Source organism: Aquitalea sp. FG25 (assembly GCF_057809375.1).
Genome location: NZ_JBMDJV010000001.1, coordinates 229,124 through 245,212 on the forward strand (window position 1 = coordinate 229,124; position 16,089 = coordinate 245,212).

The following is a 16,089-nucleotide window of genomic DNA, read 5'->3' on the forward strand; positions in this document are numbered from 1 at the left end:
TGATGCGGGCCTTTTGCCATTGCAGAATCGAGTTGAACATGGCTGAAAACAGCACTGAAAAGCAGGAAATCATTGAATTCCCCTGCCGCTTTCCCCTGAAAGTGATGGGCGAGCGCCACGATGAATTCGTCGTCACCATGACCGAAGTGGTACGTGTGCACGCGCCGGATCTGGCCGAGCATGATGTCACCCTGCGGGAAAGCTCGGGTGGACGATTCTATGCGCTCACCATTACCGTGAATGCCACCTCGCGCCAGCAGCTGGATAATATCTACCTGTCGCTCACTGGCCACCCCATGGTCAAGATGGTGCTTTAAACCAACGTGGAGCCAAGCGCGTGCAGCGTCTGATCAAGCATTTGGGGCTGGTGGATTACGAGCCGACCTGGCGATCCATGCAGGCCTTTACCGATACCCGCAGTGCCGAAACCCCGGACGAGTTGTGGGTGGTGGAGCATCATCCGGTCTACACCCAGGGCCTGGCTGGCAAGCCGGAACACCTGTTGCGGCTGACTGATATTCCGGTGGTAAAAACCGACCGTGGCGGCCAGGTGACCTATCATGGCCCGGGCCAATTGGTGGTGTATCTGCTGATTGATTTCAAGCGCATGCATATTGGCGTGCGCGAACTGGTGCGCCGCATCGAGCAGTCAGTCATCGATATGCTGGCCGGGCAGGGCATCACCGCCAATGGCGACGTGAATGCGCCGGGTGTGTATGTGGACGGTGCCAAGATTGCCTCGCTGGGCTTGCGCATCAAGAACGGAGCGGTCTATCACGGCCTGTCACTGAATGTGGACATGGACCTGACACCGTTCAGCTGGATCAATCCCTGCGGCTACGAAGGCTTGCGGGTGACGCAAATGAAGGATTTGGGGGTGGATAAAACCCTGGCGCAAGTGGCTGCATTGCTACTGCCCCAGCTGGAAAAACACCTGACCGTGGTGAAGGAGACAGCATGAAGTTGGACAACGAGGCAGGGGTCAAGCATAAAGGCGCCGCCAAAACCGCACGCATCCCCATCAAGATCGTGCCGCTGGATGAAAAACTGAAAAAGCCGGAATGGATTCGCGCCAAGCTACCCACCGGCCAGCGTTTTCATGAAATCAAACAGATTCTGCGCGATCAGAAACTGCATACCGTGTGCGAAGAAGCCACCTGCCCCAATATCGGTGAGTGCTTCAGCAAGGGTACGGCCACTTTCATGATCATGGGTGACATCTGCACCCGACGCTGCCCTTTCTGTGATGTGGGCCATGGCCGCCCGAATCCGCTGGACGAAAACGAGCCCAAACACCTGGCCGAGAGCGTAGCCGCCATGCGCTTGAAGTATGTGGTGGTAACCTCGGTAGACCGTGACGACCTGCGCGATGGCGGTGCCCAGCATTTTGCTGACTGCATCAGTGCCGTACGTGCCGCTTCGCCGAACACCCAGATCGAAACCCTGGTGCCAGATTTTCGTGGCCGACTGGATCTGGCGGTGGATATTCTCACCACCACGCCGCCGGATGTGATGAACCACAATCTGGAAACCGTGCCGCGCCTGTACAAACAAGCCCGTCCGGGTGCCGATTACGCACATTCCTTGCAGTTGCTCAAGGACTACAAGGCCAAGAACCCGGCGGTGCGTACCAAGTCCGGCCTGATGGTAGGCCTGGGTGAGACTGACGAGGAAATCCTCGAAGTGATGCGCGACCTGCGCGCCCACAATGTGGACATGCTGACCATCGGCCAATACCTGCAACCGTCCGACGGTCACCTGCCGGTATTGCGTTACGTCCACCCCGACACCTTCAAGATGTTCGAAGAAAAAGCCTACGAAATGGGCTTTGCCCACGCGGCAGTCGGTGCCATGGTGCGCTCCAGCTACCATGCCGACGTGCAAGCGCATGAGGCTGGCGTGTAATCAGCAGGCATTGCCGCGTCCGAGTTGATGCGGCAGGTGTAATCAAGGCTGCGTGCCTGTCGACATATCCCGTCGGCAGCCATGCAGCCTTTTGTTTTGCTCAGCACTCCGGCTGGCGGGGCGGGGCCAACCGCCGCAGGCTGTAAAAGGCGCTGCAGGGGTGCTGTGGGCGGTGGGATGCTTCAGGCTTGCTTGCCGGATTTTAGCTGTTGATAGTCAGCCAATACGCCATCAATCAACGGCAGGATTTGTTGCAGGCCGGCACTGTCCGGCAACTGCTCGAACTGCAGGCTGGCATCCAGTTGCTGCAGGCAGCGCCGCGCGGCGGTGCAGACTTCTACTGCGGCATTGAAGTCGGCCGCACCCAGTACCTTGCCATTGCGGATCTTGCGATAGTGGATGCCGGCCATGGTGGCGTATTTTCCTGCCAGCTCTTCTTGGTTAAAGCGTTCGGCACGTTGCATGCCAAACAGCAGGTCCATGATGTGGCGGCAAGCGTCTTCCGTGCGTTGAAAACGTTTTTGCTCGGCCAGGCGCGCCGGTTGGGCTGTCTTGGGCTTGCTTGCTTTGCCGTTTTTGCTGGCCATGGACGTGTCTCCTGCTGAGTGGCGCCGCTGCTGGCGGCATGAAAAAGGCCCGAACGCGATGTCGGGCCTTTTCGGAATGCTGGTGGAGGGAGAAGGATTCGAACCTTCGAAGGCTGAGCCGCCGGATTTACAGTCCGGACCCGTTGACCGCTGGGGTAACCCCTCCAGAAGAGAGCGGCATGATAGCGAGGCTGTTTTTTCTCGTCAAGAGCCTGCGCGGAATTTTCTATCCGCGCTGCCCGATCAGGCATAAGCGTAGGGCCCACCTTGCTGTAAGGCGGCCTGATAGGCTGGCCGGGCATGGATGGTGTGCAGAAAAGCGCGGATATGCGGCAGTTGGTCTGTAATCAAGCCAACGGCATTTGCCGCCTCCAGCGGGAAGCTCATCTGGATGTCGGCTGCACTGAATGCGTCGCCGGCAAACCAGCCGCTCAAGGCCAGTTGCGCTTCTATATGGTTAAGGTGCATCTCCAGCTGCGGTTGCAGATAGCTTTTGCGTACGCCATTGGCAATCAGGCGCGCCAGCGGGCGTAGCAAGGCGGGCATGGGTGGTTTGTCCAGGCGCGAAAATACCAGGCTCATGACTAGTGGCGGCATGGCCGAGCCCTCGGCGTAGTGCAGCCAGTAGCGGTAGTCCAGCAGGGCCTTGCTGCCTGCTGCCGGTTTCAGCCAGTGGGCTCCGGGTTTGTCGGTAAGGTATTCGATGATGGCCCCTGATTCCGCCACCACGACATCGCCATCAGTAATAACGGGTGATTTGCCCAGCGGATGAATGGCTTTCAGTGCGGCAGGTGCCAGCATGGTTTTGCTGTCGCGCTGGTAGCGAGCAATGTTGTATGGCAGTTGTAGCTCTTCAAGCAGCCAGATGATGCGTTGCGAGCGTGAGTTGTTCAGATGGTGCAGGGTAATCATGGCTGCTCCGTGGTGGTGGAAGATGCTGCGATGATAGAGAGCGGCTGCGTAAAGCAGAAGACTTTTGTATTGCCGGGTGCGGTCTTGCTTGCGAGGGCGGGGAGGTAAGTTGCCGGGTGAACGTAGCATGAAGTCGGCATTGGTTTTGAGTGGCTGATGCCTGTCTTTGCCATTACCGGCATTTATTTTGGGGATTTGGCAGATAATGTTTGACCAATGGCCGCCAGGTGCGTATAACGGTCGGGCAGGATTTCAAGAGTTGTGCCTATTTCGTTACAGTGGTGTCCCTCCCAACAGAGTGCCTAATTGTTCAAATATCTATCCCTTGATGTCTTGTTTGTGAGCATTTGCTCTGTTTTTAATTTGTTTTATGTCAGGGATATATCATGGAAACCGGCACCGTAAAATTCTTCAATGACGCCAAAGGCTTTGGCTTTATCACTCCGGATGCAGGCGGCGACGACCTGTTCGTACACTTCTCCGAAATCAAAGTAGACGGCTTCAAGTCGCTGCAAGACGGTCAGAAGGTAAGCTACGTTAAGGCTGCTGGCCAAAAAGGCCCGGCTGCTACCAACGTTCAGCCGCTGTAAGCTTTAGATACTGACTGGTTTTCTGCCGTATGGCAGAGACTGGTTCTGTACAAAAAAACCCACCCGACTTTTGTCTGGTGGGTTTTTTTATGGCCAGCACTGTTATGCTTTGGTATTGATTTGACGAAAGTGCCTGCATGCCCGTGCATCCCATTACCCTGCCCAACAATGCCTTGCTGCTGCTGGTGGATTTGCAGTGCGCGGTTGATGAGCCCTGTTGGGGCGAGCGCAATAATCCGCAGGCTGAACAGGTGGCCGCAGGATTGCTAGCCCTGTGGCGCAGCCAGCAAAGGCCGATCTGCCATATCAGACATGATTCGCAGGAGCTTGGCTCTACCTATCGGCCTGGCCAGCCCGGCCATGCCTTCAAGCCGCAAGTGCTGCCGCAGCCGGGTGAGTGGGTAGTGCCGAAACAGACCAACTCGGCCTTTATCGGCACTGATCTGCATGCTCAATTGCAAGCCCGCCATTGTCATGCCCTGGTTGTACTGGGTGTGGCCACCAGCAATTCGGTGGAGGCCACGGTGCGCATGGCTGGCAATCTGGGCTACTGTGTTTATCTGGTTGAGGATGCCTGCTTTACCTTTGCCCGGCATGACTGGGCTGGGCGCTGGCGCAGTGCCGATAAAGTGCATGCCATGTCGCTGGCCAATATGGATGGCGAATATTGCCGGGTTTGTCTGGCGGCGGAAATTGTCAGCGCCTGCCAGCAGGGTGCTGGCTAGTTTCCTGTGCTGCTACTGCCTTCCAGTGGCTCTGCCTCCTGCCAAAGCTGTTGCCATTGCGCTTCATAGCGTGCAGCAAGCTCCGGTGCATTCCAGATGATCAGCACGTTTTCTGCATTCTTTGACGCTGCCGCTGCCGTGTAATTGAAGCTGCCGGTCTGTACGTGTAGCTGATCGATAATCATGAATTTGTCATGAAGAATCGCATATTTTCCGTTCAGCCTTACCGGCAAGTGCCGGTTGGCAAGAAAGCGTGTGGCACTGTAGCTTGCCTTGTTTTCCTTGCTGTCGGCCACCAGCGCAACCTCAACGCCGCGCTGACGCGCATCCAGCAAGGCAAAGGCCACCGGTTTGCTGGTGAAGACATAAGCCGCCACGTGGATGGAACGGCGCGCACTGCGTATGCCTTTCAATATCAGCTCCAGTGCAGCCGGGTCGGGGGAAAAGGCAGCCTCGCTGCGCATGCTGCCAGGGAGCGCCGGGTTGGCAGCCGCGCTTGCCAGCGTGCTCAGCAGTAGCAGGCAGGGCAGAAATGAGCGTAATGGTGTGGTCATGGTTTTCATTCTGACACGATGGCGTTGGCGGCGCGCTGCAGCGCAGGGGCAGGTATGGCGGTTTGATAGGCCGTCTGTGCCGATGCTAGAGGCAGGATGGCCCGGCTCTTGCTAGAATGCGCGCTGATTTCCGGCTAAAGCGATGGCATGCGCATACTTCACACATCCGACTGGCATCTGGGCCAGCATTTCATGGGGCGCAGCCGTCAGGCCGAGCATCAGGCCCTGATTGACTGGCTGTTACAGCAAGTGGCTGCGTTGGATATCAATGCCGTGCTATTGGCCGGGGACATTTTTGATACCGGTGCGCCGCCCAGCTATGCGCGCGAACTCTATAACCAACTGGTGGTGCGCCTGCACGAGGCCCGCTGCCAACTGGTGCTGCTGGGGGGTAATCACGACTCGGTGGCCACGCTGGAAGAAAGCCGGCCGTTGCTGGCTTATCTGGGCTGCACCGTGGTGCCGGCGGTGGCGGAAGATATCGCGCAGCAGGTGCTGACACTGCGCGACAAGGCAGGTCAGCCCGCCGCCTTGCTGTGTGCCGTCCCCTTCATCCGTGCCCGCGACGTGATGCAAAGCCAGGCTGGGCAGAGTGCCGAGGACAAGCAGCTTGGCCTGCAGCAGGCCATTGCCAGTCATTACCAGGCGCTGTATCAGCTGGCCGTGGCGCAGCGCACGGCCATGGGCGCAGCGCTGCCCATTCTGGCCAGCGGGCACCTCACCACCGTGGGCGCCAGCAGCAGCGAATCCGTACGCGAAATTTATGTTGGCGCGCTGGATGCCTTTCCCAGTAATGCCTTTCCGCCGTTCGATTACATTGCGCTGGGCCATATCCACCGTCCGCAGCAGGTGGGGGGGCAGTCACATATTCGCTATAGCGGATCGCCGCTGGCCCTGAGTTTTGATGAGCTGGGCCAGAGCAAGCAAATGCTGCTGCTGGAAATCGCGGACAGTGCTCCGCTTAACATTACGCCGCTGACCGTACCTTGTTTTCAGCCCCTGTGCAGCCTGCGTGGAACCCTGGCTGAATTGCAGCGCAGCATTCCGGCCGCCCTTGCGGGCATTGCAGACGGACAGCTGCTGTGGCTGGAAGTGACGGTGGAGGGGGATGACTATCTGTCCGATCTGCAAATCCGCATCCAGCAGCTGCTGGATGGCCAGCCGGCGGAACTACTGCGCCTACGCCGCGCCCGCAGCCAGCAGGCGGCTTTCTTGCCTGCTGAACGCAGCACCCTGGACGAACTGAGCGCCGATGATGTCTTCGCACGCCGGCTGGAGCTGGAGCACATTGATGACGCGCAGGCGGCAGACCTGCGCCTGCGCTATCGGCAGGTATTGACTGCCTTGCAGGAGGAGCAGGCATGAGAATCCTCACCCTGCGCCTGAAAAACCTGAATTCGCTCAAGGGCGAGTGGAAAATCGATTTCAGTCAGCCGCCATTCCGCGACAACGGCCTGTTTGCCATTACCGGCCCCACCGGTGCTGGCAAGTCCACCCTGCTGGATGCCATCTGTCTGGCGCTTTACCACGAAACGCCACGGCTGAAGACCATCTCGACCAGCAGCAACGACATCATGACCCGCCATACTGCCGACTGTCTGGCTGAGGTGGAGTTTGAGGTGAAGGGCAAGGTTTACCGGGCGTTCTGGAGCCAGCGCCGCGCCCGAGACAAGGCCGATGGTGCCTTGCAAGCGGCACGGGTGGAGCTGGCCGACGGCGATGGCACCATCCTCACCAGCCATAGCAATGACAAACTCAAGCGCATTGCCGCCATTACCGGGCTGGATTTTGCCCGCTTCACCAAGTCCATGCTGTTGGCCCAGGGCGGGTTTGCCGCCTTTCTCAATGCCAGCCCCAATGAGCGGGCTGAGCTACTGGAAGAGCTGACCGGCACCGAACTGTATGGTCAGATTTCCCAGCGCGTATTCGAACAGGCCCGTGACAGCCGTCAGGCATTGCAGCAACTGCAGGCACGGGCGGGCGGGGTGGAACTGCTGGAGGTAGCCGAGCGCAGCGTCATGCAGCAGCAACTGGATGCAGCAGGCCAGCAACAACAGGCACTGGCGGCGCAGCTGCAGGATGTAAGCCGGGCGGTGCAGTTGCAGCAGCAACTGGCGCAGGCACAACAGCAAGAGCAGCAAGCCAGCCAGCAGTTGGCGCAGGCCAAGGCGGCACTGCAGCAGGCGGCACCCCAATTGCAGCAACTGGCTGACAGCGCGCCCGCCAACCGACTGCAGCCCTTGTACCGGCAATGGCAGGCCATGGGGCAGCGCCTGGCGGAAGGCGAAGCCGCATTGCAACAGCTGCAGCGGCAGCAGCAGGACAGCCAGCAACAGTGGCAGCAACTTAACTGGCAAGGCCTCAGCCTGGCGCGGCAGCAGGCAGAGGAAGCCGAGCGGCAGTTGGCCCAGGGGCGGGCGCAATGGCAGCAATGGCAGTTACAGCAGCAGACAGCGCCAGCGCTGGCCCGGCTAGGTGAGCAACTCCCCCTTTGGCGCAATCAGTTTGCCCAGCATGCGCGGACGCAGCAGGACATCGCCCGTATGGTTCAGCAGCGCAGCCAGCAGCGTCAAACGCTGTTGATGCGGCAGCAGGGCATGCTTCAGCAACAGGAACTGTGCCGGCAGGCAGAGGCCGACTGGCAGCAGGCAACACAGGCCGAGCAGGCCGCTGCCACCGGCCTGCCGTCGGATGTAGCCAGCTTGCGCCAGCAATGGCAGGCCGCACAGCAGCACCAGCAATACTGGCAAAGTGCCATGCAACTGGCCGCACAGCTGCGTCAGATGGCACAGGCGCAGCAAGCACTGGCACAAACCATGGCCGGGCAGCAGGCGCTGCTGCCGGAATACGAGCAGACCCTGAGTGTCTTGCGGGCACAGTACCGGCAGTTGCAGGAGCAACTGGCCGACAAGCAGCGGCTGCTGGAGCTGGAGCTGCGTATTCACGGTTTGGAAGCGCAACGGGCCCTGCTGCAAGCCGGCCAGCCCTGTCCGCTATGCGGTGCCAGCGAGCACCCGCTGGTGCAGCAATACCAAGCTGCGGATAGCTCGGCTGCCCGGCAGGCTGTGCAGGACACGCAAGCCCGGCTGGAAGTGGTACAGGCCCAGGGGCAGGAGGCCAGGTTGCGGCTGGCTGCTCTGCAACAGCAGCTGGAAAGCCTGCAAGCGCAGTGGCAGGCGCAGGACGACAGCCAGCAGCAATGGCAACAACAATGGCAGGCAATGGCGGCGGTGCTGGGGGTGGATGCCACCGCCTGGCAGGATGTCACGGTATTGCACAGCGGTGCGCAGCAGGCCGCACAGCGCCAGGTACTGGCAGAACAGCACTTGCAGCAGGCAGAAGCTGCCGCGCAGCGCTGGCAACAGGCACAGCAGCTTAGAGAACAACTACAGCAGCGCTGGCAGGCTGCACAAGCCGAGCTGGCCTTGCAGCAGCAAGCGCTGGACAGCCTGCAACAACAGGGCTGTCAGGCAGATGCCGAGCTGCTGGCTCAGCAAGAACAGGCCACCACGCAGTGGCAGCAGCTGGAGCAAGCGCTATCCGCAGCGGGCCATGCCATGCCGGAAGATGCAGCCGCCTGGCTGGCAGCGCGCGAGCAGCAATGGCAAGACTGGCAACAGCAACAACACGCCATGCAGCAACTGGAGCAGGTGCTGGCCCGCCAGGAGCTACAGCTGGCGCACGCCCACAGCCAGCTACAGCAGTGGCAGCAATGGTGGGGGCAACTGGCCCTGCCGGATCAGCCAGCCTTGCCGCTGGCAGCAGATGCTGCCGCGCAACTGGAAAGCTGCCAGCAACAGCGCGCAGACCTGGCGGCTAAGCTGGCCCAGCTGCATGGGCAGCAGTTGCAACGGCAGCAGGATCAGGCCGAGCAGCAAGCGCTATTGCGCAGCACCGATGCCCAGTGGCAACAGGCACTGGCCAGCAGTCCTTTTGCCGATGAGCGCGCTTTTGTCGCCGCCTGTCTGCCGGATGCGCAACGTGAAGCCTTGCAGTCCATGCAGCAGCAGCTGGACAAGGCAGTGCAGCAGGCCGAGGCCCTGTTACTGTCCGCCAGCCAGCAGCGCCAGGCGCTGGAAACCGCACAGCACAGCCCGTTGCCGCTGGAGCAGTTGCTACAGCAGCAGGCAGAGCTGGATGCCGGACGGCAGCAGTTAAGCGCCCAATGCGGAGCCCTGCAGGCCTTGCTGGATAGTGATGATGAGCGTCGCGCCAGCTTGCAGGGTCTGCTGGAGCAAATACTGCGGCAGCAGGAAGACAGTGATGGCTGGCAGCGGCTGGACGGTTTGATCGGCTCGGCCAAGGGCGACAAGTTCCGCCGTTTCGCCCAGGGTCTGACGCTGGATCATCTGGTGTATCTGGCCAACCGTCAGCTGGCGCGCCTGCAAGGGCGCTATCAATTGCAGCGCAAGGCAGAGGGCGAGCTGGAACTGGAAATCGTTGACAGCTGGCAGGCTGATGTCTGCCGCGATACCCGCACCTTGTCGGGCGGCGAGAGCTTTCTGGTCAGCCTGGCGCTGGCGCTGGCGTTGTCTGATCTGGTCAGCCACAAAACCTCCATCGACTCGCTGTTTCTGGACGAAGGCTTTGGCACGCTGGATGCCGAAACGCTGGAAATTGCACTGGATGCGCTGGACAGCCTGAATGCCAGCGGCAAGATGATAGGCGTGATCAGCCATGTGGAAGGCATGAAAGAACGTATTGCGGTACAGATCAGGGTGGCCCGCACCGGTGGCGTGGGCTTGTCGGCGCTGTCGGTGGTTGGCGGCTGAGTTTCAGTCCCGCACCAGGCGGCCCAGCCAGTCGACAATGCCGGGTATCGCGGCAGTCGGTGCCTGCAGATGGCTGCCCGGCGGAATCAGCAACTGGCTGGCTGGATTGGCTGGCAGGGCGTCGAACATGCTCTGGCGCACCCGCTGCAAGGCGGGGTAGTCGCCCTCTGGTGAGATATACAGCACCGGCACGCTGGCCTGTACCTGCTGCACGGCTTTGCTCTGGTTCATCGCCCCGTCTGGATCAAACCAGTCCAGATAGATGCGCGGCGTGGTGGTGATCGGGTACAGGCCCTTGCTGCCTTCAAAATCCGCCAGCCGGGTTTTTTCCTCGCCATGGCCGCTGGCCAGCAGGCTGCGGGCTTGGGCGACGGTATCGGCCAGCCGGTCGCGCGGTGTGCCAGCCGCTACATTGCCGCCCGGTGCAATGGCAATCACGCCATCCAGATGCAGGCGTCCTGCCAGATACAGCGCAAACAGCCCGCCCTGGCTATGGCCGGCCACCACCAGCTTGCGCGCGCCCTGGCTGCGCAGTGCTTGCACTGCCTCTTGTACCTGATTCACTGCGCTGGCGACATCGGCATCGTATTCGCGCTGCCCCGACCACGGCATATCCAGATTGGCCACCAGTACGCCTTGCTGGCGCAGGGCGCTGGCCAGCCCGGCAACATGTTTGTCCGGGCTGCCGCCCTTGCCGTGCATCAGCACCACGCCCAAGCTTGGGCCGAGGGTGTCCGCCAGTGCGGTGGTGGCGATCAGTCCCAGCAGGGACAACAACAGCAGGCGTAGGTATCGCAACATGGCAGGGGCTCGCGTGGGCAGATGGCTCTTTATAGCAAGGTCTGGTAGCCATGCACGATGACGCCCAGCGCCAGGTAGGCAAACAAGGCGGCCGATGCGGCATTGCAGTACAGCAGCAGGCGGTGGCCCACCAGCTTCTGGCCATGGCTGGCCAGCCAGGCCAGAAAGGACGACCAGGCAAGGCCGCCGAGGAAAAATCCACCCAGAAACACGCTGGCTGCCAGCGAGCTGCCATCGGTGGACTGGGCAATGATGCTGCCGCCCACGGCGGCAAACCACAGCAGCGATGAGGGCGAGGCCAGTGCCATCAGCAGGCCGCGCCAGAACTCCGCCGCCGTGCTGCGGCGTTGGCCATCATCCGCACTGCGGCTGCTGTCGCCGCTGCTTGGGTGATAAAACTCATGCCAGGCCGAACGGGCCATTTTCCAGCTTAGCCACAGCAGCACGCTGCCGCCGCCCAGCCACATGATCCAGCGTACCGGGGTAAAGCCGAACAGCAGCGACATGCCCAGCAAGGACAGCAGGGCGTAGAACAGGTCGCCAAAACAGGAACCCAGCCCCATCAGCAGCGCCGGGCGCAAGCCTTTGCGCAGGCCGGTATTGATTAGTGCGGCATTAACGATGCCGATGTCCAGACACAGTGAAATGGACAGTAAAAACCCCTTGGTGGCGATGGCCAGCATGACAGCGAATCCGTAGGTGCCAAGAAAACAGCCCCGATGATACGGGGCGGGATGGCAGGCGTCTTGTCAAAAATTGATCTGGCGATAGCGGCCGGGCGACATGCCGCAAAAGCGGCTGAAGGCTTTGCTGAAATGGGCCTGGTCGGCAAAACCGGTGGCCAGCGCCACGTCGATAATTGGCATGCCGCTACGTAGCATGCGGCGCGCGGCGGCCATGCGCTGCTGCATCTGCCAGGCCAGCGGAGGCAGACCGCTGACTGCTTGAAAGCGCCGCACCAAATGCGCCGGTGTTACGCCAGCCTCATGCGCCAGCTGCTCCAGTGTCACCGGCTGGGACAGATCATCCAGCAGTTGCTGGCGCGACCGTTGCAGCAGCGGGCTGTCCTGTCGGCTGTGGCGTGGTGAGGCGTGGTCGGCCTGGGTCAGCAGTTGCCCCAGGAAGTGGATGATGGCTTCCTCGCGCAAGCTGGTTTCCAGCTGGGCGATGTGTTTCAGGCGGGCGGCACATTCCGGCTGTGCCAGATGGCTGGGCAGGTCGGGTGGGGTGCAGTCAAATAGTGTGGCAAAAGCTGCGGGGGCGACATACAGCGATAGACATTCCCAGCCGCTGCCACTCAGGCTGTGACTGGCCTGTACCGCTTGTGGCGGGTAGATGGTGAGCATGTCCGGGCTGACCGTGAATGATTTTCCGTCCAGCCAGACGGCTTCCAGCCCGCCCAGATTGGCGCTGATGACGTATTCGTCGTGGGTGTGGCGGGGAAAGCCCTGGGCGCTGGCGCTAACACGTGCCAGTTCCAGCAGCGGGGTGCGCAGCAGGATCATGCTGCGACTATAGCCATGTCATGGCATGGCTGCCAGCGGTGTGTTGCCCGCCGGCAGCCGGTTTGCTTCTGCTTGCCCACCGGGGCGGGCAAGGCAGGCTTAGTCGCGCAGCTGGGCGGCCAGTTTGGCCACTTCTGCCACATTGGCATTCAATACCTTGCAGATGGCCTGGCCGTAGCCGCTGTCTGCCTTGTAGAAGTAGGACAGCATGGTGTTGAGGGTGGCTGCATTGCTGACCTGGCCCAGGTCGGCGGCCAGGTTGGCAATCAGGTTGGCTTGTTCCTGCTTGTTCAGGCTGCGATAGAACTCGCCAGCCTGGCGGAAGTTCAGCGTTTTGGCGATGCCAGCCTGTTGCGTGCTGCCAGTCAGCGCTAGCTGGCTGTAACGGGCGCTGGCGTCCTGTTGCAGTTTGCCCTGGCGGCTGGGCTCGTAATTGACCGCACCCTGGCGCTGGCCGCCATTCATTGCACCATCCTGATTATTGTTATCCACGGCAACGTGCGGGCGGTTGATCGGCAATTGCTGGCCGTTGGTCCCCACGCGATGCAGCTGGGTATCGGCGTAGGAGAAGATTCGGCCTTGCAGCAGGCGGTCTTCCGAAGGCTCGATGCCCGGTACCAGGTTGGACGGCGCAAAGGCGCTTTGCTCGGTTTCCTGGAAGATATTGGCCGGGTTGCGGTTGAGTGTCATGGTGCCGATCTTGCGTTCCGGCACGCCGGTCCAGATCTTGGTCGCATCCAGCGGGTTGTAGTCGAGCTTGGCCATGTCCTCTGGCTGCATCACCTGGATGTACAGATCCCATTGCGGATAGCGCTTGTGCTTGATGGCATCCATCAATTCACGGCTGGCATGGTTGAAATCCTTGGCCTGTATGGCGGCGGCCTGCTGCATGGTCAGATTGTGCTGGCCCTGGCGGCTGGCCCAGTGGAATTTCACATACACATATTTGCCCTGCGCATTCACCAGCTTCCAGGCATGTACGCTATTGCCATCCATGTACTGATAGCCCTTGGGGATGCCGTAGTCGGAATACAGCCGGGTGAGCATGTGGGTGGCTTCCGGCTGGTGGGAGAAGAAGTCGAAAAAGCGGTTGGGGTCTTGCAGATTGGTATCTGGCGACGGTTTGAGCGAGTGCACCATGTCGGGAAACTTGATCGCGTCGCGGATGAAGAATACCGGCAGATTGTTGCCAACCAGGTCCCAGTTGCCTTCACTGGTGTAGAACTTGGTGGCAAAGCCACGCGGATCGCGCAGGGTTTCTGGCGAGTGCTGACCGTGAATCACGGTGGAGAAGCGCACAAATACCGGGGTTTTGCTGCCCTTGGCAAATACCTTGGCGCGGGATAGCGCCTGGATGTCGGCTGTGGCTTCAAATACACCATGTGCCCCTGCGCCACGCGCGTGTACCACCCGTTCCGGAATGCGTTCACGGTCGAAGCGTTGCAGTTTTTGGATGAGTTGTACGTCTTGCAGCAGCACCGGGCCGTTGGGGCCGGCAGTTTGCGAATTTTGGTTGTCGCCAACGGCAGCGCCGTTGTCACGGGTGAGAGGGGCGGCGTGTGCCGGGGTGAGCAGTGCCAGGCTGAGGGCGATGATGCCTAGGGCGTGAAGAGGGCGCTGATTGGCCATGGTGCGGGTCCTGAAGGTGAAAGGGCCTTCAGTCTAGGGAGCGGGTTGTTGCGGATATATTTTGAAATTTTTATGGCAACTATCAGTAGAAGCTATTCAATAGTAGCGGTGATTTTCCGGGAAAATGTCTTTTTATTTCAATTGCTTGGCGTGGTGTGTCGCCTGTCTGGTTGCGAGCTATCACGGCCTTAATAGGCCTGGCAACCGGTACTAAGTATGGCTTGTCGCCGAGCCAGCAGGCGGCTGGCGGCGACGCAATCTGGGGTCGAGCGGCGCGGTGATGATGTCCACGATGTTGCACAAAGCTGCATCCGGATGGCGCGGATTGAGCAGGTAGTTGCAGCCATCCACCACTAGGGCGCTGGGCACGCTCAGTACCGCAGAAGGAGCGCTGGCCAGCCAGTCGTCGCCCATGGCCTGGCTTAGCTCGGCATGCTGTCGCCAGTCTGCATCCAGCACCGCTTCGTCCAGCTGCATCACGCAATGGTCGGGAATCTCAACTTTCAGCAGCTGAAAGCCAGGCGGCAGGCTGGGTAGTTCGCTGTGCACCAGCATTTCCAGCATGGCACTGGCGGCGTGATCGGCCAGATACACCACCGGCTGGCCGGCGCTATGCCAGCGGCCACCTACCAGCAGGCCGCCCAGGCCCTGCAGGTCGGCGTAATTGCTGATGCGCCAGGCGATCATGCCACATAGCCTTCGTCGATCTGCAACAGCAAGGCTTCCACCAGCCGTGCGCCCTGTTCGGTGCGGGCGGTGTCCAGCGGTGATGCGCCGTCGAAGCGTTGCAGCGGCTGGCGCAGCCAGGCGGTGGCAATGTCCTGTTTGCCCAGCACTTGTTCGGCCAGCAGCAGCAGGTTGGCCAGCCGCACACCGCGTTCGGATTCGTCACGGCTGAGCTGCTCGCCCTTGCGGATGCGGTGGCTGAGGGTGCGCTCGGGGATGACAAAGCTTAGTTCGCTGCGGTTGAGCCCGGCCTTGCCCAGATTGGTGATCAAGGTGGTAGAGAGCCCGTCGGCTACAGAGTTGGCCAACTCCAGCTCGGTGTGCAGCGGTTGGCCCAGTAGTTTTGATAAGCCGTCCAGCTGCAGGCCGCCCTTGCGGCGCAGCGGCGGTGGGCGTGTCTTGTTGCGTGGGGTAAAGCGGCTGGCTTCCATGGCAGGCTCCATTTTCAGCAAATTGCCGTTACAGTATCGGCATTTTGCCGAGGTAAGGCAAGCCAGCTTGCCGCTGCGCAGCCGTGATCAGTACCGCACATGGCTGGAGCAAGGCGTGTTTGCGATGCTTAGTCGGGCTGGCGTAGCACGGCCTGGTTGTCCGGCTTGCTATGCGTGATGCCAAGCAGGCTGGCCATCAGCCCGCATAACTCCACCTGGCGTATGCGGGCGGTGCTGTCATGGTAAAAGCGCGACCCCAGCAGGTAGAGCGGCACCAGTCTTTCCTCGGGCAATACGCCGCCGTGGCTGTGGTCGGCATTCATGCCGTGGTCGCTGGTCACCAGTACCTGGTAGTCCTGGTCCAGCCAGTGCGGCAGGTAGTGGGACAGCAGTTTGTCGTTGGCGCGGGCCGCATTGCGGTAGTGCATGCTGTCGCCTCCAAAGCGGTGGCCGGCATCGTCCACCCCCATGGGGTGAATCAGCAGGAAGTCCGGGTTGTGGCGACGGCGCAGCAGTTCGCCATCGATATACAGGTGATCGTCCGGGTAGTGGTCCTGGTGGTAGAACAAGCCATGCTGGATAGGCAGGCTGTCGTCATCGGTCAGCCGGTCGCGGACGGCATCATAAGGGGAGCGATTATACAGCTCGCTCACCCAGTGATAGGCCGCTGCCGCCGTGCGCAGCCCGGCTGCACGCGCCAGGCTGAAGATGCTTTGTTGGGTGGATAGCCGCACCACATCGTTATGTACCACACCGCTTTGCACCGGTGTTGTGCCGGTAAGAATGCACTCGTACAGGGGGCGTGACAGCGAGGGCAGCTCGCAGCGCAGCTGATGCAGGCTGGCCTGTCCGGCTTCGCACATGGCTTGCAGATAGCCCATACAGTCCTGGCCGGCTTGCCAGCCCAGGCCGTCCACCACCACCAGAATCACCTTGCTGCGCATCTTGTCTC

The 16,089-nt window shown here is 60.8% G+C and carries 17 protein-coding genes and 1 tRNA gene; 7 read left to right on the forward strand and 11 right to left on the reverse strand.

From position 1 onward, the window contains the following. The first annotated feature begins 38 nt into the window (after positions 1-38). From ACODR9_RS01065 to lipA, 3 genes are read left to right on the forward strand one after another with little or no spacing between them, the layout of a single operon-like run. A complete protein-coding gene (locus ACODR9_RS01065; RefSeq protein ID WP_045844888.1) occupies positions 39-317 on the forward strand; it encodes a YbeD family protein in 279 nt (92 codons plus the stop codon). A gap of 20 nt (positions 318-337) precedes the next feature. Then, positions 338-961, forward strand: coding sequence for a lipoyl(octanoyl) transferase LipB (gene lipB, locus ACODR9_RS01070; RefSeq protein ID WP_488807152.1), 624 nt, complete (start codon positions 338-340; stop codon positions 959-961). Then, positions 958-1,905: a lipoyl synthase gene (gene lipA, locus ACODR9_RS01075; protein ID WP_488807153.1), complete on the forward strand. Its 948-nt coding sequence runs from the start codon at positions 958-960 to the stop codon at positions 1,903-1,905. The genes lipB and lipA overlap by 4 nt, the downstream gene beginning before the upstream one ends. Positions 1,906-2,087: 182 nt before the next feature. Here lipA and ACODR9_RS01080 read toward each other — a convergent pair whose 3' ends face one another. From ACODR9_RS01080 to ACODR9_RS01090, 3 genes are all read right to left on the reverse strand, one after another. Next, positions 2,088-2,492, reverse strand: a complete 405-nt coding sequence (locus ACODR9_RS01080; protein ID WP_488807154.1) for a hypothetical protein — start codon at positions 2,490-2,492, stop codon at positions 2,088-2,090. Between the two features lie 80 nt (positions 2,493-2,572). After that, positions 2,573-2,658: transfer RNA gene (locus ACODR9_RS01085), tRNA-Tyr, on the reverse strand. A gap of 77 nt (positions 2,659-2,735) precedes the next feature. Further along, positions 2,736-3,404: a glutathione S-transferase gene (locus ACODR9_RS01090; RefSeq protein ID WP_488807155.1), complete on the reverse strand. Its 669-nt coding sequence runs from the start codon at positions 3,402-3,404 to the stop codon at positions 2,736-2,738. Between the two features lie 386 nt (positions 3,405-3,790). On the opposite strand from ACODR9_RS01090, the gene ACODR9_RS01095 reads away from it, so the two are divergent. After that, entirely contained in the window at positions 3,791-3,994 is a 204-nt protein-coding gene (locus tag ACODR9_RS01095) for a cold-shock protein (RefSeq protein ID WP_089083430.1), read from the forward strand. A 137-nt stretch (positions 3,995-4,131) separates the two neighbouring features. Next, positions 4,132-4,719: a cysteine hydrolase family protein gene (locus ACODR9_RS01100; RefSeq protein ID WP_488807156.1), complete on the forward strand. Its 588-nt coding sequence runs from the start codon at positions 4,132-4,134 to the stop codon at positions 4,717-4,719. On the opposite strand, the gene ACODR9_RS01105 is transcribed toward ACODR9_RS01100, so the two are convergent. Beyond that, positions 4,716-5,273, reverse strand: coding sequence for a phospholipase D family nuclease (locus ACODR9_RS01105; RefSeq protein ID WP_488807157.1), 558 nt, complete (start codon positions 5,271-5,273; stop codon positions 4,716-4,718). The genes ACODR9_RS01100 and ACODR9_RS01105 overlap by 4 nt on opposite strands. A 147-nt stretch (positions 5,274-5,420) precedes the next feature. Between ACODR9_RS01105 and sbcD the strand changes: the two genes are divergently transcribed. Both sbcD and ACODR9_RS01115 read left to right on the forward strand, forming a co-directional pair. Next, entirely contained in the window at positions 5,421-6,638 is a 1,218-nt protein-coding gene (gene sbcD, locus ACODR9_RS01110) for an exonuclease subunit SbcD (RefSeq protein ID WP_488807158.1), read from the forward strand. Then, positions 6,635-10,045: an AAA family ATPase gene (locus tag ACODR9_RS01115; RefSeq protein ID WP_488807159.1), complete on the forward strand. Its 3,411-nt coding sequence runs from the start codon at positions 6,635-6,637 to the stop codon at positions 10,043-10,045. Before sbcD ends, ACODR9_RS01115 begins: the two co-directional genes overlap by 4 nt. Before the next feature lie 3 nt (positions 10,046-10,048). On the opposite strand, the gene ACODR9_RS01120 is transcribed toward ACODR9_RS01115, so the two are convergent. The 7 genes from ACODR9_RS01120 to ACODR9_RS01150 form a co-directional block, all read right to left on the reverse strand. Continuing rightward, a complete protein-coding gene (locus ACODR9_RS01120) occupies positions 10,049-10,846 on the reverse strand; it encodes an alpha/beta hydrolase (protein ID WP_488807160.1) in 798 nt (265 codons plus the stop codon). A 29-nt stretch (positions 10,847-10,875) separates the two neighbouring features. Further along, complete coding sequence (locus ACODR9_RS01125; protein WP_488807161.1) at positions 10,876-11,529, reverse strand: LysE family translocator; 654 nt, start codon at positions 11,527-11,529, stop codon at positions 10,876-10,878. Between the two features lie 66 nt (positions 11,530-11,595). Next, positions 11,596-12,351: a helix-turn-helix domain-containing protein gene (locus tag ACODR9_RS01130; protein WP_488807162.1), complete on the reverse strand. Its 756-nt coding sequence runs from the start codon at positions 12,349-12,351 to the stop codon at positions 11,596-11,598. Positions 12,352-12,450: 99 nt separating this feature from the next. After that, positions 12,451-13,980 carry a catalase gene (locus tag ACODR9_RS01135; protein ID WP_488807163.1) on the reverse strand — a complete coding sequence of 510 codons (1,530 nt, stop codon included), beginning with the start codon at positions 13,978-13,980 and terminating at the stop codon, positions 12,451-12,453. A 210-nt stretch (positions 13,981-14,190) separates the two neighbouring features. After that, a complete protein-coding gene (locus tag ACODR9_RS01140) occupies positions 14,191-14,667 on the reverse strand; it encodes an RES family NAD+ phosphorylase (protein ID WP_488807164.1) in 477 nt (158 codons plus the stop codon). After that, complete coding sequence (locus ACODR9_RS01145; protein ID WP_488807165.1) at positions 14,664-15,137, reverse strand: Xre family toxin-antitoxin system antitoxin; 474 nt, start codon at positions 15,135-15,137, stop codon at positions 14,664-14,666. The genes ACODR9_RS01140 and ACODR9_RS01145 overlap by 4 nt, the downstream gene beginning before the upstream one ends. Positions 15,138-15,265: 128 nt before the next feature. Further along, the gene (locus tag ACODR9_RS01150; RefSeq protein ID WP_488807166.1) at positions 15,266-16,081 is read right to left on the reverse strand and encodes an alkaline phosphatase family protein; all 816 of its coding nucleotides are present in this window, start codon (positions 16,079-16,081) and stop codon (positions 15,266-15,268) included. Positions 16,082-16,089 lie beyond the last annotated feature (8 nt).